The 26,503-nt window shown below is 26.4% G+C and carries 24 protein-coding genes and 1 tRNA gene; 14 read left to right on the top strand and 11 right to left on the bottom strand.

The features are described 5' to 3' along the window. Window positions 1-45: 45 nt before the first annotated feature. The 5 genes from recO (at window position 46) to EXC33_RS00405 (ending at window position 4,861) form a co-directional block, all read left to right on the top strand. Window positions 46-780 (top strand): DNA repair protein RecO, encoded by a 735-nt coding sequence (recO, locus tag EXC33_RS00425; protein WP_046097113.1) that lies wholly within the window; start codon window positions 46-48, stop codon window positions 778-780. Then, the gene (locus EXC33_RS00420; RefSeq protein WP_046097112.1) at window positions 780-1,637 is read left to right on the top strand and encodes an MAGa3780 family membrane protein; all 858 of its coding nucleotides are present in this window, start codon (window positions 780-782) and stop codon (window positions 1,635-1,637) included. The genes recO and EXC33_RS00420 overlap by 1 nt, the downstream gene beginning before the upstream one ends. Window positions 1,638-1,722: 85 nt before the next feature. Next, window positions 1,723-2,688: a DHH family phosphoesterase gene (locus EXC33_RS00415; protein WP_046097111.1), complete on the top strand. Its 966-nt coding sequence runs from the start codon at window positions 1,723-1,725 to the stop codon at window positions 2,686-2,688. Beyond that, complete coding sequence (locus EXC33_RS00410; protein ID WP_046097110.1) at window positions 2,688-3,662, top strand: DHH family phosphoesterase; 975 nt, start codon at window positions 2,688-2,690, stop codon at window positions 3,660-3,662. Before EXC33_RS00415 ends, EXC33_RS00410 begins: the two co-directional genes overlap by 1 nt. An 8-nt stretch (window positions 3,663-3,670) precedes the next feature. Continuing rightward, a complete protein-coding gene (locus EXC33_RS00405) occupies window positions 3,671-4,861 on the top strand; it encodes a phosphopentomutase (protein WP_046097109.1) in 1,191 nt (396 codons plus the stop codon). Between the two features lie 52 nt (window positions 4,862-4,913). Here the strand turns inward: EXC33_RS00405 and EXC33_RS00400 are convergent. Next, a tRNA-Ser gene (locus EXC33_RS00400) sits at window positions 4,914-5,003 on the bottom strand. A 112-nt stretch (window positions 5,004-5,115) separates the two neighbouring features. On the opposite strand from EXC33_RS00400, the gene EXC33_RS00395 reads away from it, so the two are divergent. Next, window positions 5,116-5,712 (top strand): MHJ_0274 family protein, encoded by a 597-nt coding sequence (locus EXC33_RS00395; RefSeq protein WP_046097108.1) that lies wholly within the window; start codon window positions 5,116-5,118, stop codon window positions 5,710-5,712. Further along, window positions 5,696-6,355: a CDP-alcohol phosphatidyltransferase family protein gene (locus EXC33_RS00390; RefSeq protein WP_046097107.1), complete on the top strand. Its 660-nt coding sequence runs from the start codon at window positions 5,696-5,698 to the stop codon at window positions 6,353-6,355. Before EXC33_RS00395 ends, EXC33_RS00390 begins: the two co-directional genes overlap by 17 nt. A gap of 18 nt (window positions 6,356-6,373) precedes the next feature. On the opposite strand, the gene parC is transcribed toward EXC33_RS00390, so the two are convergent. From parC to EXC33_RS00375, 3 genes are all read right to left on the bottom strand, one after another. Next, complete coding sequence (gene parC, locus EXC33_RS00385; protein WP_046097106.1) at window positions 6,374-8,953, bottom strand: DNA topoisomerase IV subunit A; 2,580 nt, start codon at window positions 8,951-8,953, stop codon at window positions 6,374-6,376. A 17-nt stretch (window positions 8,954-8,970) separates the two neighbouring features. Then, window positions 8,971-10,881, bottom strand: coding sequence for a DNA topoisomerase IV subunit B (gene parE / locus EXC33_RS00380; RefSeq protein WP_046097105.1), 1,911 nt, complete (start codon window positions 10,879-10,881; stop codon window positions 8,971-8,973). Window positions 10,882-10,957: 76 nt separating this feature from the next. Continuing rightward, window positions 10,958-11,974 carry a hypothetical protein gene (locus EXC33_RS00375; RefSeq protein ID WP_046097104.1) on the bottom strand — a complete coding sequence of 339 codons (1,017 nt, stop codon included), beginning with the start codon at window positions 11,972-11,974 and terminating at the stop codon, window positions 10,958-10,960. A 129-nt stretch (window positions 11,975-12,103) separates the two neighbouring features. Between EXC33_RS00375 and EXC33_RS00370 the strand changes: the two genes are divergently transcribed. The 6 genes from EXC33_RS00370 to EXC33_RS00345 are packed head-to-tail and all read left to right on the top strand — an operon-like array spanning window position 12,104 to window position 19,782. Then, window positions 12,104-14,248: a Tex-like N-terminal domain-containing protein gene (locus tag EXC33_RS00370; protein ID WP_046097103.1), complete on the top strand. Its 2,145-nt coding sequence runs from the start codon at window positions 12,104-12,106 to the stop codon at window positions 14,246-14,248. Window positions 14,249-14,267: 19 nt separating this feature from the next. Beyond that, entirely contained in the window at window positions 14,268-15,092 is an 825-nt protein-coding gene (locus EXC33_RS00365; RefSeq protein ID WP_046097102.1) for an HAD-IIB family hydrolase, read from the top strand. After that, the gene (locus tag EXC33_RS00360) at window positions 15,092-16,828 is read left to right on the top strand and encodes an ABC transporter permease (RefSeq protein ID WP_046097101.1); all 1,737 of its coding nucleotides are present in this window, start codon (window positions 15,092-15,094) and stop codon (window positions 16,826-16,828) included. The genes EXC33_RS00365 and EXC33_RS00360 overlap by 1 nt, the downstream gene beginning before the upstream one ends. Before the next feature lie 7 nt (window positions 16,829-16,835). Beyond that, a complete protein-coding gene (locus tag EXC33_RS00355; protein ID WP_082065515.1) occupies window positions 16,836-17,837 on the top strand; it encodes an ABC transporter ATP-binding protein in 1,002 nt (333 codons plus the stop codon). Between the two features lie 57 nt (window positions 17,838-17,894). Beyond that, window positions 17,895-18,827: an RluA family pseudouridine synthase gene (locus EXC33_RS00350; protein ID WP_046097100.1), complete on the top strand. Its 933-nt coding sequence runs from the start codon at window positions 17,895-17,897 to the stop codon at window positions 18,825-18,827. Next, window positions 18,814-19,782, top strand: a complete 969-nt coding sequence (locus EXC33_RS00345) for a Rho termination factor N-terminal domain-containing protein (RefSeq protein WP_046097099.1) — start codon at window positions 18,814-18,816, stop codon at window positions 19,780-19,782. The genes EXC33_RS00350 and EXC33_RS00345 overlap by 14 nt, the downstream gene beginning before the upstream one ends. A gap of 106 nt (window positions 19,783-19,888) precedes the next feature. Here EXC33_RS00345 and rplS read toward each other — a convergent pair whose 3' ends face one another. The 7 genes from rplS to hprK all read right to left on the bottom strand — a co-directional run bounded on the left by rplS (window position 19,889) and on the right by hprK (window position 24,449). Continuing rightward, window positions 19,889-20,239 (bottom strand): 50S ribosomal protein L19, encoded by a 351-nt coding sequence (gene rplS, locus EXC33_RS00340; protein ID WP_046097098.1) that lies wholly within the window; start codon window positions 20,237-20,239, stop codon window positions 19,889-19,891. Further along, entirely contained in the window at window positions 20,229-20,909 is a 681-nt protein-coding gene (trmD, locus tag EXC33_RS00335) for a tRNA (guanosine(37)-N1)-methyltransferase TrmD (protein WP_046097097.1), read from the bottom strand. The genes rplS and trmD overlap by 11 nt, the downstream gene beginning before the upstream one ends. Window positions 20,910-20,917: 8 nt before the next feature. After that, complete coding sequence (gene rpsP / locus EXC33_RS00330) at window positions 20,918-21,175, bottom strand: 30S ribosomal protein S16 (protein ID WP_046097096.1); 258 nt, start codon at window positions 21,173-21,175, stop codon at window positions 20,918-20,920. A 152-nt stretch (window positions 21,176-21,327) separates the two neighbouring features. Next, window positions 21,328-21,528 (bottom strand): 50S ribosomal protein L28, encoded by a 201-nt coding sequence (gene rpmB / locus EXC33_RS00325; RefSeq protein WP_046097095.1) that lies wholly within the window; start codon window positions 21,526-21,528, stop codon window positions 21,328-21,330. An 80-nt stretch (window positions 21,529-21,608) separates the two neighbouring features. Further along, entirely contained in the window at window positions 21,609-22,532 is a 924-nt protein-coding gene (locus EXC33_RS00320) for an NAD(P)/FAD-dependent oxidoreductase (protein ID WP_046097094.1), read from the bottom strand. 2 nt (window positions 22,533-22,534) lie between these two features. Continuing rightward, window positions 22,535-23,527: a prolipoprotein diacylglyceryl transferase gene (lgt, locus tag EXC33_RS00315; RefSeq protein ID WP_046097093.1), complete on the bottom strand. Its 993-nt coding sequence runs from the start codon at window positions 23,525-23,527 to the stop codon at window positions 22,535-22,537. Beyond that, the gene (gene hprK, locus EXC33_RS00310; protein WP_063725445.1) at window positions 23,520-24,449 is read right to left on the bottom strand and encodes an HPr(Ser) kinase/phosphatase; all 930 of its coding nucleotides are present in this window, start codon (window positions 24,447-24,449) and stop codon (window positions 23,520-23,522) included. The genes lgt and hprK overlap by 8 nt, the downstream gene beginning before the upstream one ends. A 211-nt stretch (window positions 24,450-24,660) precedes the next feature. Here hprK and EXC33_RS00305 point away from each other — a divergent pair, with 211 nt between their 5' ends. Continuing rightward, a complete protein-coding gene (locus EXC33_RS00305) occupies window positions 24,661-26,502 on the top strand; it encodes a ribonuclease J (protein ID WP_046097091.1) in 1,842 nt (613 codons plus the stop codon). Window position 26,503 lies beyond the last annotated feature (1 nt).

The raw sequence follows: 26,503 nt of genomic DNA, 5'->3' as shown, positions 1-26,503 counted from the left end.
CATACATTAATTATCTAATTTAATATTATATTAATGGAAGTAATTATGGCTGAAAAAATAGAAAAAGTGATATTATTGGAAATTTTCCCTTACAGGGAAAACTCTAATGATGCAATTATTAAAGTTATGAATAATAGAAAAATATTTTCTCTTTTAGCTAGAGGAATAAATAAGACTAAATCAAAGAATAGAGCTAATTTACAATTGGGTTGTTTAGTTGAAATAGAATATTTTAAAGCTAGAATGAGTAATAGACTTAGTAAGTTAAAAAGAGCTACACTGTTAACTCAATTAAACTATAAAAAAGTTGAATTAATCAAATTTATCAATAAAATAATTCTTTTTTTATTGGCTTTTGAAAATTTAAATACTAAATTCATATACCGAGAATACATTAGAATTTTAAAATCCATCAATTCCTTAAGTGCAAGCCAATTTCATTTCACCAAAACATATTTGGTAACTAAATTATTTAGACCTTTTGGTATAGAACCTAATTTTTATTCATGTCATGTTTGCTTTAAAAAAAATAATATTGCATATTTTAATTTTACAGGTGGTGGATATGAATGCACTGAACATAATGATAATAATTTTATTAGTTCTAAAGTATTAGAACTAATCTATTTTTCCTACCATAGTTATGATAATTACATAAAAAAAACTGATATTATAAGTGATGAGTTTATATATCGAAATTATCTAATGTTTTTAGATGCTAATGGCATATTAATTACATGAGATAAAGTTTCATATTCATCTATAAAAAAGGGGGAATAATGATTAAAAAACTCAATAATTTTAAGCAATGAGATATTATTCGAAAAATAACCTTATTTTTTGCCTTAACAATATTATTAATTATCATTGTTGCTATTATTATCAATTGGATAGATACATCAAATAGTATTTATGCAGCTTTAAATAAAATAGATAGTAATACATTAAATGTTTTAATTAATAATGATGTTCTATTGCCGAAACTTTTAGGGAGATTTTGATCAGAAACTTCCACTTTTACATATTTATCAAATACTTTTTTAGGACTAATTTTTCTTATTTTTGCTTTTTATCCAAAAAAAGCTTTATTGCAAAAAATGGCCTTTGTTGCCTCAGTTTATATAACTATTACCTTAATGGTTTTTTGAACTTTAATTTTTCCTTCAAGTCTCAAAAGTAATGGTTTTCAAGGCCTATCATTCTTTGCTTCAGCATTAGTTCACTTAGTAAATCCTGTTATTGGTCTTGTTTTATTAGGATTAAATAGAAAAAGAATTGAAATAACTTTAAACACCATTTGAGTTTCTTTTATACCATTATTTCTTTTTTATTTCTATTGTCTTATTGCTTTTTTTATCGGAACAAAAAACCAAGACTTTATACAACAAACATTAAATACTATGGATAAAAGTTTTTATGCTCCATTAAATTTAGAAATGTATAAATTCCTTAATTTCCAAGAACCTCTATTTTATACTGGAAATAGTGTTCTTTTAAAAGTAGTTATTAATATAGGGATTATTGTTTTATTTATGGGAATATTAACTGGAATTTCATTCTTTTGAAAATGAGTATTTAGAATCAAAATAAATAGTTTAAAAAGCAAAAATAAAGAAAAACAAGCACAAGTTAATTAAAGCTTTTGTGCTTGTTTTTAATATCGAATTAATCTAATAGAACTATAATATTAAAAGAATTGTTTTTTTAATAAGGAGATAATTAATGAAAATAGGTTCAACAAAAGTAGCTATAGATGCTATTGAAAAATATGATAATATAGTTATATTTCATCACATTAGACCTGATGGTGATTGTTTAGGTAGTCAAGCTGGATTGGCTGAATTAATAAAAATTAACTATCCAAACAAAAAAGTTTATACTCCTGGCGATAACGTTCATACTTTTGATTTTATGAATTATCATTTTGATCCTATCGAAACTATTGATTTTAGAAATTCATTGTCTATAGTTGTGGACGCTTCTTCAAGTGATAGAATTCAAGATGCACAACTATTATTAGAAAGAAAAACAACTGCTGCTTTGAGAATTGATCATCATCCTAATGACAGCGACATAAAATATGATTTTCTTTTTGTTGATGAACATTATGTTGCTGCTGCTGAAATGGTGGCTCATATTGCTTATGATGCAAAATGAAAAGTAAATACTAAAGCTGCAGAACATATCTACTTAGGTATAGTAACAGATAGCAATAGATTTATGTATTCAGATACTTCTTCAAGAACACACAAATTAGCTTCATTTCTTTACGATGAAGGAAAATTAAACCCAGAATGAATTTACAAAGAGTTAAATAGTCGTTCATTAAATGATTTGAAATTCACCGGCGATATTCTTCAAAATTTTGAAAAATCTGGCAGAGTTTTATATTACAAAATTACTGACGAAGTAATGCAAAAATATAATTTAGATAATTTAAAAGCGGCTTCATTTGTTAATGAATTAGCAAATATTGAAAATAATTCATGTTGAGCATTCTTTATTAAACTTCCTGATGGCAAAGTTAGAGGCAGATTAAGATCAAATGGCCCAAAAGTTAATTTAGTAGCAAATATGTACGGTGGTGGTGGCCATGATAATGCTGCTGGTATTACAATAGATTCATTTGACCAAATTCCTGAAGTTTTAGAAAAATTAAATCAAGCAATTGAAGAGTGAGAAAAATAATGCATATAGGTTCATTTCAAGAAATTACTAAAAAAATTGAAGAATACGATTCAATAATAATTTTCCATCATATTAGACCTGATGGTGATTGTTTAGGTAGTCAATTTGGTCTTCGTGAATTATTAAGAATTAATTATCCAAACAAAAAAATTTATGCAGTTGGAGATAGTAAAGGAGCTTTTAAAAATTTTTTAAATTTCGACTTTGACAATGTTCCTAATGAAGAAGAATTAAAAAAATCTCTAGGTATTATTGTTGATGCAAATTACAAAGAAAGAATCGAAAAAAGAGAAATTTTAGATGCTGAATTATTTAAAGAAACATTAAGAATCGATCATCATCCTAACGAAGATGATTTAAGTAATTGCACTAGATGAATAGAGTCTTCTAGAATTGCTGCTGCCGAAATGATCGCTGAATTAGCCTATCAAAACAAATGAAAATTTAATCAAGAAGCAGCTAATTTCGTTTTCTTAGGTATAGTAACAGATAGTGGAAGATTTTCATATTCAGACGTAAATGAAAGAACTCATGAATTAGCAGCTTTTCTCTATAAAAATGGTTTAGATGCTGAAAAAATTTTTTCGGGTTTAGCACTAACTTCTTTTGAAGATTTGCAATTGCAATCTATTCTTTTAGCTAACTTAAAAACTTCTGGAAAAGTTGCTTATACTTATATTGATTTAGAAACAAGCAGAAAACTCAATAAAAAACCTAATGAAGTTGTGAGAGTCAATTTGATAGGTAATATCAAAGATTATCCTTTATGAGTACAATTTATCGAAGAAGAAGATGGCAAAATTAGAACAGAATATAGATCAAATGGCCCTATTGTTAGAAATGTAGCGATAAAATGAGGCGGTGGAGGCCATGAAAGAGCATCAGGCTCAATGATTGATTCATTTTCTCAAATTGATGCTGTCATTAAAGATTGTAATGAAGAAGTTGAAAGATACTTAAACGAAATGAAATAAGGAGAATTATGCCAAAATTTAAGAGAGTATTTATGATTGTAACCGATGGCCTTGGAATAGGGCCTGATAAAGATCAAAAGGCTTTTGGGGACAAAGGCGCAAACACGATTTTATCTGCTTCAAAATCTGCAATGTTTTACATTGATACTTGAAAAAAATTAGGAATAGGTAACATAACAACTTTAGAAGGTAATTATCACGTTAAAAAGCCTCTTGCTTATGTAACAAGAGTGCAAGAAGTTTCAAACGCTAAAGATACTTTAGCAGGTCACTGAGAAATGATGGGAATTAAAACCGAAGTTCCTTTTCCTACATTTGCCGAAAATGGTTTTCCTGAAGAATTAGTTGCAGAATTAGAAAGAGCTTTTGATGGTAGAAAAATTATAGGTAATAAAGCAGCTTCAGGTACAGCTATTATTGAAGAGTTAGCTGAAGAACAAAAAAACACAGGAGCAATTATCATATATACTTCAAATGACTCGGTTTTACAAATCGCAGCTCATGAAGAATGAGTTGGATTAGAAAATTTATATCGTTATGGTCATTTAGCTAGAGAAATATGTTCATCAAGACCAGAATGAAATGTTGGAAGAATTATTGTTAGACCTTATATTACAGGCCCAGATGGAAAATATGTTAGAACCTTTAACAGACATGACTATGCAAATAAACCTTCAAGAGTTATTTTAAATAGTTTGCAAGATAAAGGTATTCCTACAATTAGTGTAGGTAAGATAAATGATATTTTTGTTGGTCAAGGAATTTCACAACATTTTCCTTCACAAGGCGATGCAGACGGCATGGATATAACTATAAAATTAGCTCAAGATCCTGATTTAACTGGTTTAATTTTTACAAACTTAGTACAATTTGATTCTCACTATGGTCATAGAAGAGATGTTAATGGTTATGCTTCGAATATTGCTACTTTAGATACCAAATTAGCTAAGTTAATCCAAGTTATGCAAGAAGATGATTTATTAATAATGACAAGCGATCATGGAAATGATCCACTTTATCCTGGTTTTAACCACACAAGAGAATTATTACCTTTAACAATTTTCTCTAAATCATTTAAAGATCCAAAAGTACTTCCTGATGTTAGAGGATTAGGAACTTCAGGAAATATTATTGCAAGAAATTTTGAAGTTGATATTGTTGAAGAAACAGGAGATGATATTTTTGATCAATTAGTTTAATAAAAAAACAGCAAATAAAGCTGTTTTTTTATTAATGGTAAAAATTTTTATATGGCTGGCAGTAAGGGATTCGAACCCTTGAGCATCGTTAGACACTAACGGTTTTCGAGACCGCCCTTTTCAACCGCTCAAGCAACTGCCAATTTTATCTAATTATACTATTTTATGCTTAAAAAAGAAACATCGCTCATTCAATTCTTTTGTAAAGTTGTTAATAATATATAATTAATAAACATTATTTCAAGCGGAGGAATATGAAGTTTTTTGACGAAGCAACAGTTTCTGGTATGACAACAAATACAGCAGAAGCAACAAATCCCCTTGCTGGTGCGGGAACTTGAATAATTCTTGGTATAGTAGTTTTTTTAGTTATTGTTTTTGTTGTTTATTCTGCTATCAAAGATAGAATAAAGAAAAATAAAGCTAAAAAGGAAAAAATAGAATTTGAAAATAGAGCAAATTATTTCCAAAAAATTTATATTGCTAAATTGCATTATCTAATAGAAAAAAATAACGAATATTTACAAAATTTTGAACCTTCAATTGGTGAATATACAATGGGCCAAATTGTAGAAACAGCACATAAATTTTTAATAACTTTTGAAAATGATAAAAATTTTAAAGAATATATAGTTGCCGCTGATTCGCAAAGCAATGTTTTAAACAGTTTTCTTGCTTTAAGAGATACTAGAAGTAATCTTTGGGATAAGAAAATAAACGAAACGTTAAATTTGATAAAAAAAATTTATAACAAAACTAACCTTCAAATTTCTTCCTCTGAATATCTTGATGCTAAAAAAGAAATTGATGCTTTCTATGAAAGAGAATTAAGAAATGAAAAAAATAATTAATCCTAATTTAGCTAATAATTGAACTAAGTTACGTTTATTTTTAGTTATTCCTCTTACTTTGTTTATTGTAATTAGAGCCATTTTAACTAATTTAGAATCTTACGTAGGAATTGCTGCTTTTATTCTTTTTGATGTTTTGTTCTTATTGACTTTTATTTTAGCTATGATCAGTGATTTTATTGATGGCAAATTAGCTAGAAAATATAACATTGTTTCTTCTTTTGGAAAATTATGAGATCCAGTAGCAGACAAATTAATTACTATCGCAGCATTAGTTTACATATGTATTATTTTTAATCATTTAATTAGTTTTTTAGTTCTTTTTATCATAATATGCAGAGACATTATTGTTGGCGCTTTAAGAATTGTTATGAATAAAAATAATGTTGAAATTGCTGCTATAAAAACAGGAAAATACAAAACTTTTTTCCTAACTATTGGTATTTTAACTTTAATTTTTAGTTCAATTATTATTTTAGCTTGCGGTTATAAAAATCTTTATTCTGCACCTAATATTAGTCTAGAAATAAGTTTTTTAATTATATTCATCTTATCATTGCCTAACATTTTTGCTTGTTCACTAAGCATTTTGAGCGCTTATTATTACTATAAAATGGCAAAAAAATTTATAAATAAAAAATAAAAACACTTCTTAGTGTTTTTATTTTATGTCTAATTTTTTAAGAATATCGTCGATATTTAAATTTAAAACGTCTTCTATGTCTTTAATTGCTTTTTTGACTACTTTTTTTTCTTGTTCGTTTTCTTTTGCAAAATTTACTTTTTCTAATTTTTGTTTTTTTTCTTCTGATTCATCTAAATAAATTGAAGCAAATTTGATCTTATTATTTTTTATTTTTGTAAAGCCTTCGTTTGAGCTTGTTAAAGGATATTTATTAATTCCTTCAAAAGATAAATTATTATCATTTGTGACTAACAATAATTTAGAATCGCTAGAAGTACTTGCACAATCGTTAACAATTAATTCTTTATATTTGAATTGATCAAATATTTTTTTGCCTAAATTTTTCTTAGGAGATTTATTTATATCACTAACTTTTATATTCTTGATATATTCATTATTAGCTACTAAAGTAACTATATCATCATTATTTACAAAAGCAAAAGCAGTTATTTCATCAATTGGAGGCATATAACATGATTTAGTACCATTACTTTTAGTTCCATAAATTTGCACATCATTTTCAGTGTATAAAGAAGCTAACCCTCGCTTAGTAATTAATAAAACATCTTGCAAACCTGTAGAAAATTTAGCCCCAATTAACTTATCGTTAGTTGCTAATTTCATTGCTGTAAAAGTTTTATTATTTCTGCTTACTTCAAAATCTTTCAATTTAACTCTTTTACCTTGCCCATACTTTGTAAAAAGTCCTACAAAATACTTTTCGTTAAAATCTTTAACTTTTAATACACTTATTATTTCTTCATTTGGAATTAATTCCACAAAATCGCTTAAATGCGAACCTAATTCTTTCCATTTAGTTTCTGAAAGTTTATAAACTGGAATAATTGCATAATTACCCAAATTAGTGAAAATAAGTAAATTATCGGTTGTTTGTAACTTATTAAAATAAAGTATGAAATCGCCTTCTTTTAGGGCAAAAGTATCAATTGCATTCGTTTCTTTAACTCTTTCTGAAAAACGTTTCAAATATCCGTTTTTAGAAACACTAACATACACTATTTCTTCTTTGACTAAATCGCTTTCATTATAAGAAACATCAATATTTTCCTCATGAATAATAGTTCTTCTTTCTCTACCATATTCTTTTTGAATATTTTTAAATATTTCTATTAATCAATTGTCGAATTCTTCTTTATTATTCAAAAGTAAAGTACATCTTGCAATTTGTTTTTCTAGTTCTTCTTTTTCAAGCAAAAATAAATTCTTATCGGTCTTACTTAATTTATACAATCTCAATTCAGCAATTGCTGTAGCTTGATTTTGTGTAAAAGCAAAAAATTTAACTAAATTTTCAATTACCCCTGTTTTAGAATTTTCGCTTTCTCTAATAGTTTTTATAACTTGATCAGTAATTTCCGAAACTTTAATAAACCCTAGAACAATTTCTAATCTTGCTTTAAACTTAACTAAATCAAATTCTAATGTTTTAGTTTTTATTTCTTTAACATGATTTAAATAAGCATCTAAAAGCTCATTTAAATTTAACAAACATGGTGAATAATTTTTAATAGCTACATTATTGTAGTTATAATAAATTTTCATTTCTGTTTTTTGCAATAAATAATTTAGAATAATTTCTTCGTTAGCTTCTTTATCTAGAGTAATTAAAATACTTATTCCATTTCTATCAGATTGGTCTTTAATATCGACTATTCCAGATATCGTTTCATTAATTATCAATAAATCAATATCTTTAATTAATTTAGATTTAACTACGCCATAAGGAATTTCTAATATTTCAATATATTTATTTTTGTTATCACTATAAGTTTTATATTTTGAAACTAAAATAATTTTCCCTTTTCCAGTTTCAAAAGCATCTCTAATACCATCAATTCCATAAATATTGCCGCCAGTAGGAAAATCTGGTCCTTTTATATATTTCATTAATTTGTTTAAATTAATATAAGGATCCTTTATTTTTGCTATAGTAGCATCTAAAATTTCAACTAAATTATGTGGCGGCATTTCTGTTGCAAAACCAGAGGCAATACCTTTAGCACCATTTAATAATAAATTAGGTATTAATGAAGGTAAAACAGTAGGTTCTTTTTCCGAATCATCGAAATTAGGAGCAAATTTAACTGTATTTTTTTTAAGATCTTCCAAAAGTAAATCAGATATTTTAGCTAATCTTACTTCTGTATAACGCATTGCAGCAGCAGGATCATCATCAATAGAACCTACATTACCATGCATTTCTAACAAACAATAACCCATTTTTCAATCTTGTGACATTCTAACCATCGCTTCATAAATTGAAGAATCTCCGTGAGGATGATATTTACCAATAACATCACCTACTACTCTTGCTGATTTTTTGAAAGATTTATTATTATGCAATCCTAAATCATTCATTGAATAAAGAATTCTTCTCTGCACAGGTTTAAGACCATCTCTAACATCAGGTAAAGCACGTTGTTGAATAATGTATTTTGAATATCTGCTAAATCTATCGCCCATTATATTATCAAGATTTTCTTGAATTATTTTTGAAAGTAAATCGTCCAATTTTTCTTTCTGACTTTTATCCATATTACTCCATAAAATAGTTAAATTTGATAATCATCTTCCATGGTAAATTCAACATTAGAATTAATTCATTCTTTTCTTGGTTCAACATTATCTCCCATTAAAGTCGAAACTCTTCTTTCTGCTAAAGCAGCATCTTCAATTTTTACTTGTATAAGAGTTCTAGTTTTAGGATTCATTGTAGTTTCTCAAAGTTGTTCGGCATTCATTTCACCCAATCCTTTATATCTTTGAATCTCAGAATTATTAAAATTATTATCTTTTAGAATTTGTTTAAGTTCATTTTCATCTCAGGCATAAACAATATTATTTTTTTTATTTTTAATTTTAAAAAGAGGAGGTAAAGCAATATAAACCATACCTTTTTCTAATAATTTACGCATATGACGAAAGAAAAATGTTAATAACAGAATTTGGATATGTGCACCATCAGTATCAGCATCAGTCATAATAATTATTTTGTTATACTGTACTTTTTTAAGATCTAATTCGCTGCCTATACCAGCGCCAATTGTATTAATAATTGTTGCTATTTCTTCGTTTTTTAAAATATCGAATAATCTTGCTTTTTCAGTATTAATAACTTTTCCTCTCAAAGGTAAAATAGCTTGGTATTTTCTATCTCTTCCTAGTTTTGCTGATCCACCAGCTGAATCACCTTCAACAAGAAATAATTCTTTTTCCTCAGCTTTTTTTGATTGTGCAGGGGTTAATTTACCACTTAATATTTGTTTTTCTTTTAAAGCATTTTTTGTACTTCTTGCTTCTATTCTTGCTTTTCTTGCAGCAGCTCTTGATTCTGATGCTTTTTTAATCTTAGAAAGTATTTTTTTAGCTAATGGTTTGTTTTCAGTAATTCAAAGTTTCAATGATTTAGCAACTATTTCTTCTACAGCTGTTTTGGCCTCTGGTGTTCCTAATTTTTCTTTCGTTTGCGAAACAAATTCTAAATATTTCTCGGGAATTTTGACACTTAAAATAATAGTTAGGCCTTCTCTTATATCTTCACCTTCAAATGTATTTTTACTTTTTAAAACTTTTTCTTCTAAAGCGAAATCATTAAAAACTTTTGTAAAAGCAGTTTTTAAGCCTGTTTCGTGCGTTCCACCATCCTTTGTTTTTATGTTATTAACAAAAGACAACACTGTTTCATTATAACTTTCAGTATATTGAAAAGCAAAATCTACTTCAATTTCATTTTTTACGTCGTGAAATGAATATATTTCACCAATAGCTTCTTTAGAATCATTTATAAAGTTAATAAATTCTTTTAAGCCGTTTTTATAGTGAAATTCAAACTCTTTATTATGCAATTCATCTATAAAATTAATTTTGAGATTACTTATTAAAAAAGAATTTTCTCTTAATCTTTCAGCTATTATTTCATAGTTAAATTGAGCATTTTTAAAAATTTCAAAATTTGGTCAAAATTCAACTTTTGTGCCTCTTTTAGAAGTTGAGCCTATCTCCTTAGTTTTTTGTACTATTTTGTCACCATTTTCAAATTTAGTTTCATAAATTTTTTTATCACGATAAATTGTTGCAATAAGTTTATTACTAAGAGCATTAACCACAGATGAACCAACACCATGTAAACCAGAAGAAGTTTTATATACTCCTTCATTAAATTTTCCGCCAGCGTGTAATTCAGTAAAAACTAATTCAACAGCAGATTTACCTGAAGGAGTTTTCCCAACTGGAATTCCTCTACCATTATCTTCAACAATAATGGAATTATCCCTAGTTAAAGTAACACTAATTTCGTTAGCAAAACCAGCTAAAGCTTCATCTATTGCATTGTCTACAATTTCTCAAATTAGATGATGTAAACCATTGATATCAGTACTGCCAATATACATTCCTGGTCTTTTTCTAACAGCTTCTAATCCTTTAAGTTGTTGAATACTAGATTCATCATAATTATTATTCATAATTAAAATATTACCTTATTTTTCAGGTGAATTTTGCAAAATAAAATATTGCCCAAGCAATATTTTAAATTAATAATTAATCTAATAATGTAGGTAAACTTTCTAGTGTTCCTATCAAATATGCGTCTCTTAACATGTTATGAGCTGGATATTTATCTTCAGTTCATTTAAAAATTTCTCTATCAAGTTTAATTCAACTATAAACTTTATTAGTTTCTTTGTCAATGTAGAAACCAAATCCTCTATTTCACAAATCTAACTCTTGTACGTATTCTAACATTTCACTATATGCTTCTTCATTAAGATTATTTACATCTGAAAAAATTGTGTAGCTTTTTCCTAAATTGATATTAACATTTTCTTGCATTGAAAAATTAAAATTAAGTGGAAATTTAGGCCCGAACAAATAACTTTGATCAAATTTTTTAGACTGAATTTTTCCTTCTAAAAATAGATATGAGTCCATTACAAATTGTTCTTCGTTAAATTCATTTATTCCTTTTGATACACCAATTCTGATGTTTTGAATTCTTCATTTGTCTGACTTATTTTTTTCATTGTAGAAAACGTGACCTAAAACGAATTTTAGATTCTTATCTGAAGGAATTCCCGACAACATTAGAGAATCAGTAACTCAATCAATAGAATCTCATTTATTACTTGATTTGTAAAAAACTTCATTAAGATCATCTATTCTATCTGGATAACGACCTTTTCCTTTATAAACCAAATCTACTCTGTTATACAAATATTGTAAAAGCATATCTTCACTATTTACAAAATACTCATTTTTAATTTTATGCATTCTTACGAAAACAATAATTAGGCTAATTACTGCTATAACAATACTTACTACTGCTACAGAGAAGAAAACTCATCTTGTTGTTCTAATGCTTGATGTTTGACTATAGTTGAATATTCCTACAGAAAGAAGAATAGTGAATAAAACACCAAATGTAAACATAAATATTGCTAAACCAACAAAAAGAATGTAGTATCTATCTCTTCTTATGTTAAAGTTAACAACATCTTTACGGAATTCTTCATAGTTATTTTCTAAAAATTGTTCATATCTATGTGAAACTTGCGTCATTGTTTCCTTTCATAATATTCAAAAGTAATATTATCAATATTTGTATTATAAACTAAAAAACATTTTTCTGTATTAATAGCTTTATTATGTAAAAACCTTTAAAATTAATATTAATATTCAGGAGGATAAATGAATATATCAATAACAAATGTTGCTAAACAAATGAATCTAAAAGAAAGTCAAGTTGAAACAGTTTTAAATATGCTTAGCGAAGGCTCTACTGTTCCTTTTATAGCAAGATATAGACAAGCTCAAACTGAAGGTCTAAATGAGGAGCAAATTCAAGAAATTAATGTTTTATACCAATATGATGTCGAATTGAATAAAAGAAAAGAAACCATTTTAGGAAAACTTGAAGAAGCTAAATTATTAACTGAAGAATTAAAAAATCAAATCAACAATGTAACAAAAAAATCTGAACTAGAAAATATTTATGAACCTTTTAAAGTAGGTAAAAAAACTAAAGCAACAGAAGCTATTAGTTTAGGATTAGAACCATTAGCCAAAATTATTTTTGATAATGAAGATCCAAAATTTAATCCTTATAAAGAAGCTCAAAAGTATATAAATGAAAATGTTAAAAGTGTTGAATTTGCTATAGAACAAGCTCAATACATCATAAGTCAATGAATTTCACAAGATGTAAATACTAGAGAATTTGTTAAAGAAGTTATTAAAAAAACTGGCTTTATTATTACGAAAAAGAAAAAAAATGCAATTGATGAAAATGAAAATTTTGTTAATTATTATGAACATAAAGAAAAATTATCATATATTCCAAATCACAGAGTTTTAGCAATAAATAGAGCAGAAAATAAAAAAATAATTTCATATGATATTGAATTTAACGAAAAAATGATCAAATACGAGTTAAACAATAAATATTTCAAAGTTAAAACAACTGGTAATATTATCAAAAATTCGTTATTAGATGCCTTAGAAAGACTAATTTATCCTTCAATAATTAGAGAAATTAAAAACGATTTATTTGAAAAAGCAGAGGAACAAGCAATTAAAATTTTTGCTGAGCAAATAGAAGCAATGTTAATGTGGCCTGCTGTGAAAGGTAAAAAAATATTATCGATAGATCCTGGATATGGTCATGGTTGCAAAATGGCTGTTTTAGATGAAAATGGTAAATTATTAGCTACACAAAAAATGTATCCTAATATTCCACAAAAAGAAACTATTAAATCAGAAAAAATTGTTAATGATTTGATAAATAAATATGAAGTTGACATCATTGTAATTGGAAATGGAACAGCATCACGTGAAACTGAAGAATTCATTGCCAATTTGATTCAAAAAAGAAAGCAGTTAGATAGTAGTAAAAAAATTGGTTATGCAATAGTTTCTGAAATTGGAGCAAGTGTATATTCTGCTTCTCAATCTGCTATAGAAGAATTCCCTAATTTGTCTGTTGAAGAAAGATCAGCAGTTAATATTGGTAGAAAATTTCAAGATCCTCTGAATGAATTAATAAAAATTGATCCTAAATCAATAGGAGTTGGTCAATATCAACATGATTTGAATCAAAAAGAATTAAGCAAAAATCTTGATTTCAAAGTAGACAAAGTGGTTAATTTAGTAGGTATAGATATAAATACAGCGACAAAAGACATACTTGTACATATTTCTGGCTTAAATAAAAAAACTGCAGAAAATATTGTTTCTTATAGAGAAAAAAATAAATTTAATAATCGCCAAGAAGTTAAAAATGTTAAAGGTCTTGGAGAAAAAGCCTATGAACAAGCAATTGGATTTTTAAGAATTCATGATTCAAAAAATTTTTTTGATAGAACATCAATTCATCCTGAAAATTATGAATTAGCCTATAAAATAGTTGAATATTTAAATTTAGATTTAAATAATATTGATAAAAATATAATAAATAAACAGGACTTAAACGAATTATCAAAAAAATTTAATGATAATTCATATAACATAAAACAAATTCTTGAATCGTTATTAAATCCTACTAAAGACGTAAGAGATAGTAAAGAAGGTTATAAGATCAAAGATAGCATCTTGACAATTGACGATTTAAAAGAAGGGATGAAAATCGACGCATCAGTATTAAACATAACAGATTTCGCAATTTTTGCTTATGTTGGCTTAAAAGAAAGCGCATTCATACATAAATCAAGCATCAATTATAAAAATAATTCTGATTTTGATATCCATTCGCTATTTAAACCAGGCGATAACTTGGAAATTATAATTACAGAAATTGATAAAGAAAAAAACAAAATTAAAGCTAAAATAGATCTTTAAAATAGGAAAACGTTTTACTATGCAAAAACTAAACATAAAACCTAAAATAATATTTATAGATTTAGATGGAACAACTCTTGATATAAAGAAAAAAGGAAAACCTTGAGTTAGCCAACAAAATATTGACATTGTGCAAAAATGTATAAAAAACAATATTGAAGTTGTTGTTTCTACTGGAAGAGGAGAACTTCCTTACACATATAAAATTAATGAAAGATTAATGTTGCCTAAAACTATCATTTTTTGAAATGGTGCCAAAATAATTAAAGAAGGAAATGTTATTTTTGAAAAAACTATTTCTGACAAACTGGTGCAAAAAATGTTTTCTTTAGCAAGAAAAAATAAAATGACTACTATCGTAAATTCCGATTTTCATAATGGCAGTTATAGTGAATCGTTTTTTTATAGACTAGTAGTTAAGTTAAAAGGTGGAAAAAGCAAAAAACACGAAAATAGAGACAAAAATTTAAAAGTTTATAAATTAATTTTTTGGCATTTCAACAAAAATAAACTTGCTAGTTTTGAAAAAAAACTCTCTCTTCTTTTAAAAGACGAAATAACAATTTCTTTCGCTGGAAGTAAAAATGATTTACTAGAAATAACTGCTTTAGAGTGTTCTAAAGGAAAGGCTGAAAAATTTTATGCTAACATCCAAAATGTTAATTTAGCTGATTGCTTACATTTTGGTGATACTTTAAATGATGCTTCTACAATAGGTGTTGTAAATAAAATGATTGCTATGAACAATAGTTCTAAAGACTTAAAAAATATTGCAGATATAATTTCTGAATTTGACTATAAAAATGGTGGATTAGCCAAAACAATTGAAGGAATAATTTTCTAATGTTAGCTTTTTTTAAAATACAAATTAAATTATTTTTTAAACAAAAAATTACTTTTATTTTCCCTATTGCTTTCTCTATTATATTTATCGTTAGTAAATTAATTTATTATTTTACTTTTCCAAAGTGAGATGATATTCATCTTTATCTTAGTAACGTTCTTACAGCATCTTCTTTTAATAATATAATAATTTTTATTTTATTTGCATCAGCAAGTTTTGTTGGCTCAACCTTTTTCTATAAATACAAGAACGAAGGCTTACAAACAATACTATTTTCTAAACCGATTAATAGAAGTCAAATTTATTTTACGAATGCTTTTGTAACTACTATAGGAATGCTTTTTTGCTTATCCTTTTATACGTTTTCTAACTTCATAAGTTTGATAATAGTTAGCCATATTTCCATAGATTTTGTTTTTATTCAAGTTGGAACAACTCTATTAGCATCTTTAATTACTTCTATTTTTGCCATTGGACTATCTTTATTTGTACAAGCACTTGTTGAACTGAAAGCTTTTCAAATTTTAATTGGGATAATTCCTTTCATTATTACGGCTATTTTTGCAATAATTAAAACATCTTCATATACAGGTAATATCACTGCTTATAACGATTTTAAAAAAAATATAACTTTGCCTCTAAGTTCCAATAGTAAAAATAATAATGACAATATAGATTTATTTAACGATTCTATAAAAAATGGAAATATTAATTTACCAGCATTTAATAACTCTGTTTACTCAGTCTATAGAAAATATAGAAATTTTGAAAGTAATCAATTAAATTCTTCCTTGACTAAATCTATTGATATTAATGTAAAAAATAATTTTTATTCTTATCTAAAATACTTTAACTATTCAGAATACTTTCTTGAAATCTTTTCTTTAGGAAATAAAGACTTAAAAATAGCAAATACTATTTCTTCTTATCAATGAAAACAAGCAATTAATAACAATGAATTAGATTTGAAAGTTTTTCAAAATGAAAATATTAATTTAAATAATGTTATATTAATTAAAATTTTAGATGATAAAGATGAAACTAAAGATTATGTTATATTTACCTATAATTACGATTTATTGGAAAAATTATACTCATTTTTTACTTCGTCAAAAAATAGTAAAAATGAATACATAGATAATAATAAATTTGCATACATAAAACTTATTAATCAAATTTTTATTGACGAAGTAAACAAACAATATTCAAATGAAAAACTAAATTTGAATTCATTAAACTTAAACAATAAATATTTGAATATTAGCAATATAGAAAATATTAAAAATAATTTAACCAGTGATAAAGAATTTAATGATTTTTTAAATTCTATAACAACAAATTTATTTACAATCTTTTCTTCTTCTTACCAAAAAACTAATGATAATTTCACTAATGTTACTATTGAAAATGATTTAGAAAATGCCAAAATTTCATTAGAAAATATTAAAACATACATAATAAACGCAATAACGGTATTTTTAGTTTCAAAATATGCAACAGAAAATAAACTAGCAATAAAAATTAATGATTTTGACACGAATTTTGATAAAAATGAAAAACTTGCTTCTTTGTTAGTTAAGAATTTAATAACTCCTATTAATTTAAAAAATAATTTGGTAATTTATAAAACAAAAGAAAATTTTAATATTTATTTTGCTATATTTATTCCTATTATTTTGGCAATGTTATTTACATTTTTTGGATGATTAATAATATACAAAAAAGACTATAAATAAGAACAATATGAAAAAAATAATTTTTAAATTTTTACTAAATAAAAAAATAATTAACAAAAGAAAAAAAGAAATTAATTCTCTTTCTAAAATAGATATAAATGATGATATTGCTATATCAATTCAGCATCTAACTAAATATTTTCCCTCGCCTAATGGTGATTTAAAAACTGCCTTAGATGATGTAAGTTTCAACATTAAAAAAGGCGAATTTCATGGTTTTATCGGTAATAATGGTGCAGGTAAAACTACAACAATAAGATCTATTCTAGGTTTTTATTCTTCATTTATTGGAAAAATATACATTAATGGAAAATCTTCTAATGACTATAAGATTAAAAACTGTATTGGTTATATTCCAGAAAGTGCTAACTTTCCTAAGATTTTATCAGCTAAAGATTATTTAATTTCATTAGCTCAAATTCATAAGATAAAAAAAGAAACTGCTATTAATGAAATTGAAAAATTAGCTTTTAAAATAGGAATAGATTCAAGTGAATTAAATAAAAGTCCATATTTTATGTCTTCTGGACAAAAGAAAAAAATTATGCTAATTCAAGCATTAATTAATAAGCCAGAAATTTTAATTCTAGACGAACCAGCATCAAATTTAGATCCTACAGCAAGAAAAGATTTATTTGAAGTATTGAAAAAAATAAATATGGAAGGAACAACAATATTAATTTCTAGTCATATATTATTAGAGTTAGAAAAATTTATCGATAGCTACACAGTTCTTGATGATGGAAAAGTTATTGAATCAATTAGTATAAAAGAAAAATTGAAAAAATTAGAATATAACAAATATTTAATTCTAGCAGATTGAGGCAATTTTGTTGAATTCGTAAAAAATAAAAACATAAAACATGAATTTTCTAATAATGTTTTACAACTAAAAATAAATTTGATTGAGGAAAGCATTTTATTAAAAGAAATTGCCAAAAATAACTATGAAATAGTAGAATTTGCTAATAATAAAATTGATTTTAACAAATTATATTTTGAAAAATAATTATCACTCTTTATATTTTATTGCTAAAAATAATTTTTATTATATTATAATTAATAAATGATTAAGCTAATAGTAGGTTATAAAGAGAGAATTGACAAATATATATCTTCTAATTCTCAAATAACTAGAAATGACGCTAAAGAGTTAGTTTTAAGTGGTTGCGTTTTTGTAAATGATAATGTCAAAGTAATTAAACCTAATTTCGAAGTTAAAGAAAATGACGAAATAGTAATTACTAAACTAATAGACAAAGTAATTGATATTCCGCCTAAAAACATAAAATTAGATATTGTTTATGAAGATGATTATATAGTAGTTATAAATAAACCTTCTGGCATGGTAGTTCATCCAGCTCCTGGACATTATGATGATACTTTAGTTAATGGCTTACTTCATCATTTCAAAAATAATTTATCAAATGAAAATGGATTATTAAGACCTGGAATTGTACATAGAATTGATAAAGACACGAGTGGTTTATTAATTGTTGCTAAAAATAATGAAATTCATAATCTTCTAGCTAAGAATTTAAAAAATCATGAAATCGAACGTTCCTATTTGGCAATTGTTGTGGGTCAATTAGAAAACAAAAAAATAAAAATTAATTTACCATTGAAAAGAAATGAAAATGATTTTAAACTAATAAGTGTTAATAAAAATGGCAAAGAAGCTATTACACATATTGAATTATTAAAAAGTTTTTATATCAATGAAAAACCTTACTCCCTTATAAAATGTGACTTAAAAACTGGAAGAACACACCAAATAAGAGTTCATTTAGCTTATATAAAACATCCCGTTTATGGAGATCCAATCTATGGGCATAAAATAGATGGATTTGGTCAAAGATTACATGCTTACAAATTAAAATTTATTCACCCTAAAACACTTAAAAAAATAGAAATATATGCCAAAGTACCTAAAGAATTTAATGTTGCTGAATATAACTATAATGATTTATTAAAGGAAGGTAAAAGTGAAATTAAATAATTTTTTTAATATTGCTTATAGCAAAGAATATATGAAAACAAAAAAAGTTGATGAATTATGAGGTAAATACAATAAACCTTATTTTCAATATTTTATCTTTGGCTCACTGGCCTCATATATTTTTGCTGCATTAGTTTTTTTAGCAATATTCATTACTTATATTATTCTTAGAAGTAACTATATTAGCGAATTAACAACTTATTTAAATGCTTATATAAACAATTCTTCATCCTCAATGGTTGCCATTGCTCCCGAACAACAAGCTGCAGTATATTTCAATTCGGAAGTATCAATTAATGGAATAATATTCATCGTATCATTAGCCCTAGTTTTTCATTTTATATATAGTTTAGTTAAAAATATTGAACAAAAAAATTATCAAAAATTATCTATTTTGGCAAGTTTTATCTTCCTTATCTATATTTTGTATAACTTTGTTAATCTTATTATTAATCTTTTCGGCGGATTAGTAGGAACAAAAAAACTTTTTGATTTTAACATTTTGCCTATATGATCATCTTTTAATCTAATTAGATTAATTACTCCCATAGTTTTATTGATTTTATATTTAGTTTTCGTAAGATATTTAAGAAAAATTAAAATTGCTTTCATTAACGCATATCATCACGAAGAGATGCTTAAAGCTCAAGAAATGTTTAAAAATCAAGATCTTAATTTTAATGACTTTTTTAGTCAATTTATGAATCGTGCAGAATATCAAACAAGTGAAAATAACAAACAAAATGAAGCTACTGAAAATAACATAAATAAAAATAATTCTTCTGATATTGAAAAAGAAAAAGCAAAAACTAAAAGAGAAATTTATTTCGACAAAATTAATCAATTGCCAAATAATAAATTATTTGAAATGGCTGAAAAACTATATATTAGTGGTTATTCTAAAATGACTAGAGAAGAATTGATTGAAGCTATTTTAAATGCTACAAATAACTAAACAAACCAAAGTTTGTTTTTTTTATTATCTTTATTTTTATAAAGAAATTAATAATAAAAAATAAAAGTACTAACTTTTATTTTTACTGACAGTAAAATGAATAAGATTAACGTTTTATTTCCTTAAGTCTTGCCGCTTTACCACTTCTATTTTTCATAAAGTATAATTTAGCACGGCGCACTTTATTTGAACGAACAACTTCAATTTGTGCAATAAGAGGTGAATGTAACGGAAATGTTCTATTAACACCTACACCAAATGAAATTTTTCTAACAGTAAAAGTTTCACGAGTTCCTGATTCTTTTTTGCTTATAACCAATCCTTCAAAAACTTGTATACGAACTTTTTCGCCTTCACGAATACGAACGTGTACTCTAACATTGTCACCAACTCTAAAGTCAGGATGATCATTACGTAATTGGCTTGATTCTGCTAATTCAATTAATTTATTTATCATAATTGCCTTTCATTAAGTCTGGACGATTTTTTAATGTTTTTTGTAATTTAGTTTTCTTTTTTCACTCTTCAATTAATTTGTGATTACCACTAAAGAGAACTTCTGGAACTTTCATTCCTTTATACTCTCTAGGTCTTGTATATTGCGGATAATCTAATAAGCCATCATTTTGAAAGGAATCGTTTTGATGACTTAATTCATTAATAACTCCTGGTATTAAACGAATTATCGAATCAGCTATTACCATTGAAGGCAATTCCCCACCTGTGAGAACATAATCTCCGATCGATATTTCTTCATCAACTAATTCCACAACTCTTTCATCAAAACCTTCATAACGACCACTTATAAAAGTAATTTCATCATATTTAGACAATTCATTGGCTCTTTTTTGATTAAAAGATTTTCCTTGAGGCGAAACTAATATTTTATAACCACCACGATTCTTTAATGATTCTAATGCTAGATCTATAGGTTCAACTTGCAACAATAAACCATGACCTCCACCATAAATTTCATCATCTACCTTATTGTGTTTGTCTTTTGAAAACTTACGAAAATCAATAACATTTATACTTATTATTTTTTTTTCAATAGCTTTACTAACAATAGATTCTTCTACAAATGGTTTGTAATAATTAGGAAAGAGTGTTAAAAAATTAAATTTCATGTTTTAAATTATTTTGAATTCTTTTGAAATTTAGCATTTAAACCATGTTTTCTAAGTAGGTTATAAACAGTTTCAGTAACTTGTGCACCATTGTCAATTCATTTTTTAGCTGCTTCTTCGTTTAAAGTAAATTCTTTGCTTCTTGGATTATAGTTTCCAAGTGCTTCAATAAATTTTCCATCTCTAGGAGCTCTTGAATCTGCTACTACTATTTTGTAACATGCATTGAATTTACTTCCTAATCTTTTAAGTCTAATTTTAACCATTTTTCTCCTTTTTACTGTCAAGTACTAATGCTTGACATCAAGCAATATTTAATTTAATTTTAAATTAAAAAATGAATAATAAAAATAAATATATAGTGTTTTTAAAAAAAATAAAATCACTTCGAAAAGTGATTTTAATACAGTGATAAAAATTAAGCTGAAAGGTTAAGTCCTTTGTTTTTAATAGTTTTAGCTGTTTTTGCACTAACTATCAAAGTAGTTTTTCTACCATCAACGTTAACAGTTAATTTTTGCAAATTAACGTTAAATTTACGTTTTGTAGCATTCATAGCGTGTGAACGTCTATTACCAACCATTGGGCCTTTTCCAGTGATTTGATCTACTCTTGACATAAAAGACTCCTTTCATTAACTTAAACAATTGTTTAAAAAGCAAATTTAATTATAACTTAAAATGTAAAATTACTAGAAAATTAGTTGTGTAAGTTATCAACTATATGCTTTGCAGCAATTGCTCCATCTGCAGCAGCTGTTACAATTTGACGAATTTTCTTTTCTCTAATGTCGCCAACTGCATAAAGTCCTTTTATTTTTGTTTGCATATTTTCATCTGTTTCAACAAAACCATTTTTATTAGTAATTCCTAGGTCTTTGAAAAAATCATTATTTGGAATAAAACCTATGAAAGGGAAAAAACCACTAACATTTAAAATAGTTTCTTTTTGCGAGCTATTTTCGAAAATAATTGCCTTTTCAATTCCATTTTCTCCTAATAAAGACTTTATTTGATGTTCCATATATATAGTAACATTAGGCATTGCTTTTAATTCTTCAACTAATCTAGCTTCTGCAATAAAATCTTTTTCTCTAACAATTAAATAAACATGATTAACGATTTTAGCTAGAAAAGTTGATTCTTCAACTGCACTATTTCCACCGCCTAAAACAATAACATCTTGTCCTTTAAAAAGTGGCCCATCACAAGTTGCACAAAAGCTAATTCCTTTAAAAGCAAATTTGTCATAGTTTTCAATTCACTTAGGTTCTCTTTCAAACATTCCAGTAGCTATAATAACTTTGTGAGCTAGTAATTTCTCACCTGTTTTATAAGTTAATTCGAATAAATTGTCATCATTTTTTTCTAATTTAGCAATATCGCCAAATAAGTGTTCTGCTCCAAAAGAAATTGCATGATTATAAGCTTTAAGCGACAAATCAAAACCGTCAATTAAATCAAACCCTAATCAGTTTTCTATTTTTGATGTTTTAGTCATTTTTCCACCAGGAGCACTTTTTTCGATTAAAGCTACTTTTAAATTAGATCTTGATGCATATAATGCTGCGTTTAATCCTCCTGGACCTGCACCAATAATTGCTATATCATAAATTTTGTTCATAATTATCCTATCAAATTAGCCACTACAAGTGGTTCTTTTGTTCTTTTTGTTCTAAAAATTCTTGTTTTGTTAATTCACTCTACATATTTTTCAGGGTGAGCATATTTATATTCAAAGCGATACAACTTTTTGCCTCTTACTTTGTATTTAATATAGTGTACTCTTGAAAATCATTGAAAATAAATAACAGCAATTGCTCCTGCTAAAATAAATAAAACAGCAGCAACAATGTATATATCATAAGCGTTTTGACGTAAGGGCTCCATCGCTAAACGCACTAAGCCATACCAAATAAAATATATTCCTGCATTTATTCCTGGTTTTACTAAGCCAAATCAACCAATAACTCAAACTATCAAAATATAACCAACTAAATTTGCCAAACTCTCATAAAGAAATAATGGATATCTATATAAACCAATTTGGTTATAACTATTTGATAGACTATCGCTTATAAACATATTGCTTGCAAAACTTTTTCCAAAAATAAGTACGCTTGAACCGTCTCAATCTATTTTTCCGTACAATTCGTGATTAGCATAATTTCCTCAGCGGCCTATAACTTGTCCTATTAAAACAGTTGGAATTATTATTGAAGAAACTTTTCTTATATCTAAAACATCACGTTTGGAATAGACATACATAAAATCAAAGAGAAATGCTAATACAACACCCCCTTGAATACTTAATCCTCCTTCTCAAATAGCATATCATCGACTAAAATCAAAAGTATCTCGTTTATAAATAGCTTCTTCAACCAAATCTCATAAACGAGCTCCAATTAAAGCAGAAGGTATTGTAATTAGAATTAAAATCATCAAATGTTCAAAAGGATATTTTTGTCTTTTTCAAAAAATAGTAATTGTCAAAATTGATGCAATAATACCAAAAAACAAAGTCAAAGAATAAGTTCTTAACGAAAAATTACCAATGTTGAACAGTATTCCACCTGATCCTTCTTGATAAGCTGCGTCTGGAAATCAAATATTATTCATCAACTACCTGCTTTCTTTTTTCTATTTGATCAAGCACACTAAAACCCTCTTTACGAGCTAAAAACGTACTTACTGCTGCCTCAATAAGAGAAGCTGCTGAAAAACCATTTCTAATAGGAATTTGCGTTTTAACAATTGAACCATCTAAGATTTTATATCTTAAATATTCTATCCCTAATCTATCAAATTGTTGTCCTTCAGGAACAACTAATTCAACAACTAAATCAATAACTGCTCCATCTGCAATTGCTTTAATACCATAGGTATATTTAACATCAATTAATCCTATTCCTCTTACTTCGATAAAATTCTTAGTTAATTCAGGCGAAGTGCCGTAAAAATTGCTACCAATATGTTTTATTAAAACTGCATCATCGCTTATAAAAACGTGTCCTCTTTGAATTAAATCCAAAACTGCTTCTGATTTACCTACTCCGCTTTTACCAACAATTAAAACACCTGTTCCTGCAACAGAAACTAAACAACCATGTACTTGTTCTTCTTTAGAAAAAAAATCAGTTAAATAGGTCCCTATAGTAGTAACAATTGTTGCTGTTGAAGAATCGGGGCAATAAATAGGAACTTGATATTTATTAGCAACATTAACCACTCAATTTTTATACAAATTTTTCACACCTTTAGATAAAATCAATAGTGGTGGCTTATATTGCAAAACATTATCTATTGCTCTATGCGCTTCTTCTTTGCCTAATTTTGCAAAATATTTACTTTCTGTTGTTCCTCAACAAATAACATTTTTATGAAAGTTAGTATTATTGATTTCTCCTGCTAATTCTAAACCAATTTGTTTAATATCTGGATCTAGAATATCTCGATATGCTAAATCGCTATTTTTATTAACAATATCAATGTGAAATTTGTCAATAAGTTTACGTACATTGATAAATTTTTTTTGACTCATTATTTACCCTAATTTTTTATTTCTATATTATAAACTTAAATACATAAACGAGCAAAAAGATAAAAATAATTAACAAAAATCAATCTTTTGCAATTTTTAGATAAATTTTATATACTGACTTTTTTCTACTATTATAATTAGTTTAAACTAAAATTATATTATCAGCTCTTTCTAACGTTTATTCAGTATATTAATTATTTAAAGGAGATACATGACACCAACTAGGATTATACCTATTGGTGGTGTGCAAGAAATTGGCAAGTCAACTCTTATTGTCGAACATGATAAACATATTTTTATAATCGACGCAGGCGTTAAATTTGCTGATGTTGCCACTACAGGTATTAGAAGCATTATACCTAATTACGCTTATTTGAAAGCAAAAGCAAAAAATATTGAAGGTCTTTTTATAACGCATGGACACGAAGATCACATTGGTGGAGTGGTTCATTTAGTTAAAGAAGTTCACATAAAGAAAATTTTTGCTCCAAGAATATCTATTCAATATTTAAAACTTAAATTTGAAGAACATAAAATAACTAACAAAATAACTTTTATTGAAACAGAAAAAGAAGCTGTTCATACTTTTGGAGATTGTAAAGTTGATTTTTGAACTGCTCAGCATTCGATTCCTGATGCTTTTGGTATAAGAATCACAACACCTAATGGTTCAATAATGTGTACAGGAGATTTTAGATTCGACTATAACCCTATAGGTTCTTCTTTTACTGATTTTGCTAAATTAGATCAAATTGGAAAAGATGGTTTGACAATTTTAATGAGTGATTCTACTAACGCCATGAGACCAATGCATTCACCTAGCGAAAACGATATCCTAAGAGATATTGAAAAATACATGCGCTTTGCTACTAAAAAAACTATAATAACTGCTTTTGCTTCAAATTTAACAAGAGTCACTGCAATAATAGAATTAGCTGAAAAGTTAAAGAAAAAAGTTATTGCTTTTGGACGTTCAATGATTCAAGGAATAGAAATAGGTAATAAATTAGGATACATTGACGTTAATCAAGGTGTTTTTATCAACAAAAAAGATCTTAATTCTATTCCTTCGAAAGACTTAGTAATTATCACTACTGGTAGTCAAGGCGAACAATTAGCTGCTCTCTCCAGAATGTCTTTAGGCAAACATCATCATGTTAAAATTGAAAAAGATGATATGATAATTTTTTCATCTTCACCAATTCCGGGAAATAGAATGGTAATTGAATTATTAGTTAATAGACTTGCTAAATTAGGTGCTATTATCAAAGAAAATGGTGTTGACGGCTATTTACATACTTCTGGGCATGCTTATAAACATGAACATGATAAAATTTTTCAACTAACTAAACCTAAATTTTTTATGCCTTACCATGGAGAATATAGAATGCTAATTGTTCATGGCGAAAGTGCAGTTAGAAATGGCGTTAGAGCTGAAAATATTATTATTCCTAAGTTAGGTAAAGTTTACAACATGGTAAACCAAAGAGTCTATGAAACAGATGAAAACGTCGAATTTGGACCAATTTATATTGATGGAAATACTATTTTGAGCCTGAATAATAATCTACTTAAAGAAAGAGCAGCTTTAGCAGAAAATGGTTTTGTCAGCATCGTTCTTTCAATCGATAGTGAAAATAATAATGTTTCATCAAGACCTTCACTAATTAGTAGAGGAAGTTTTTTCGTTAAAAATTCTACGGATATTGTTGAAGAAGCTAAAAGAATAGCTCATGGAGCTGCTCTGTACTATATTAGAAATGTAGAAAATTGAACAGTTATAGAACTAAAAAATATAATTAAAGAACGTTTAGAAAATTATTTTTATAAGCAAAAAAGAAGAAAACCAGTTATTATGCCAATTATTCTTTTTTCAAATGATGAAAACGATGAAGAATTCAATAATAGTCCAATAAAATTTACTAAAAATACAAATTTTGAGGCGGAAGAAACTAAAGAAACGTTAAAATTATTAAACCAAGTTAAAAATGATATATTTGGCTCAATAGATGAAATCGATGATGATTTTCTCGAAGATGAGGATGAAGAATAAT

The sequence above is a fragment of the Mycoplasmopsis meleagridis genome, assembly GCF_900660695.1.
GTDB classification, from domain to species: Bacteria; Bacillota_I; Bacilli_A; order Mycoplasmatales; family Metamycoplasmataceae; genus Mycoplasmopsis; species Mycoplasmopsis meleagridis.
The sequence above is the reverse complement of the archived record's forward strand: the minus strand, read 5'-3'. Positions and strand labels throughout refer to the sequence as shown.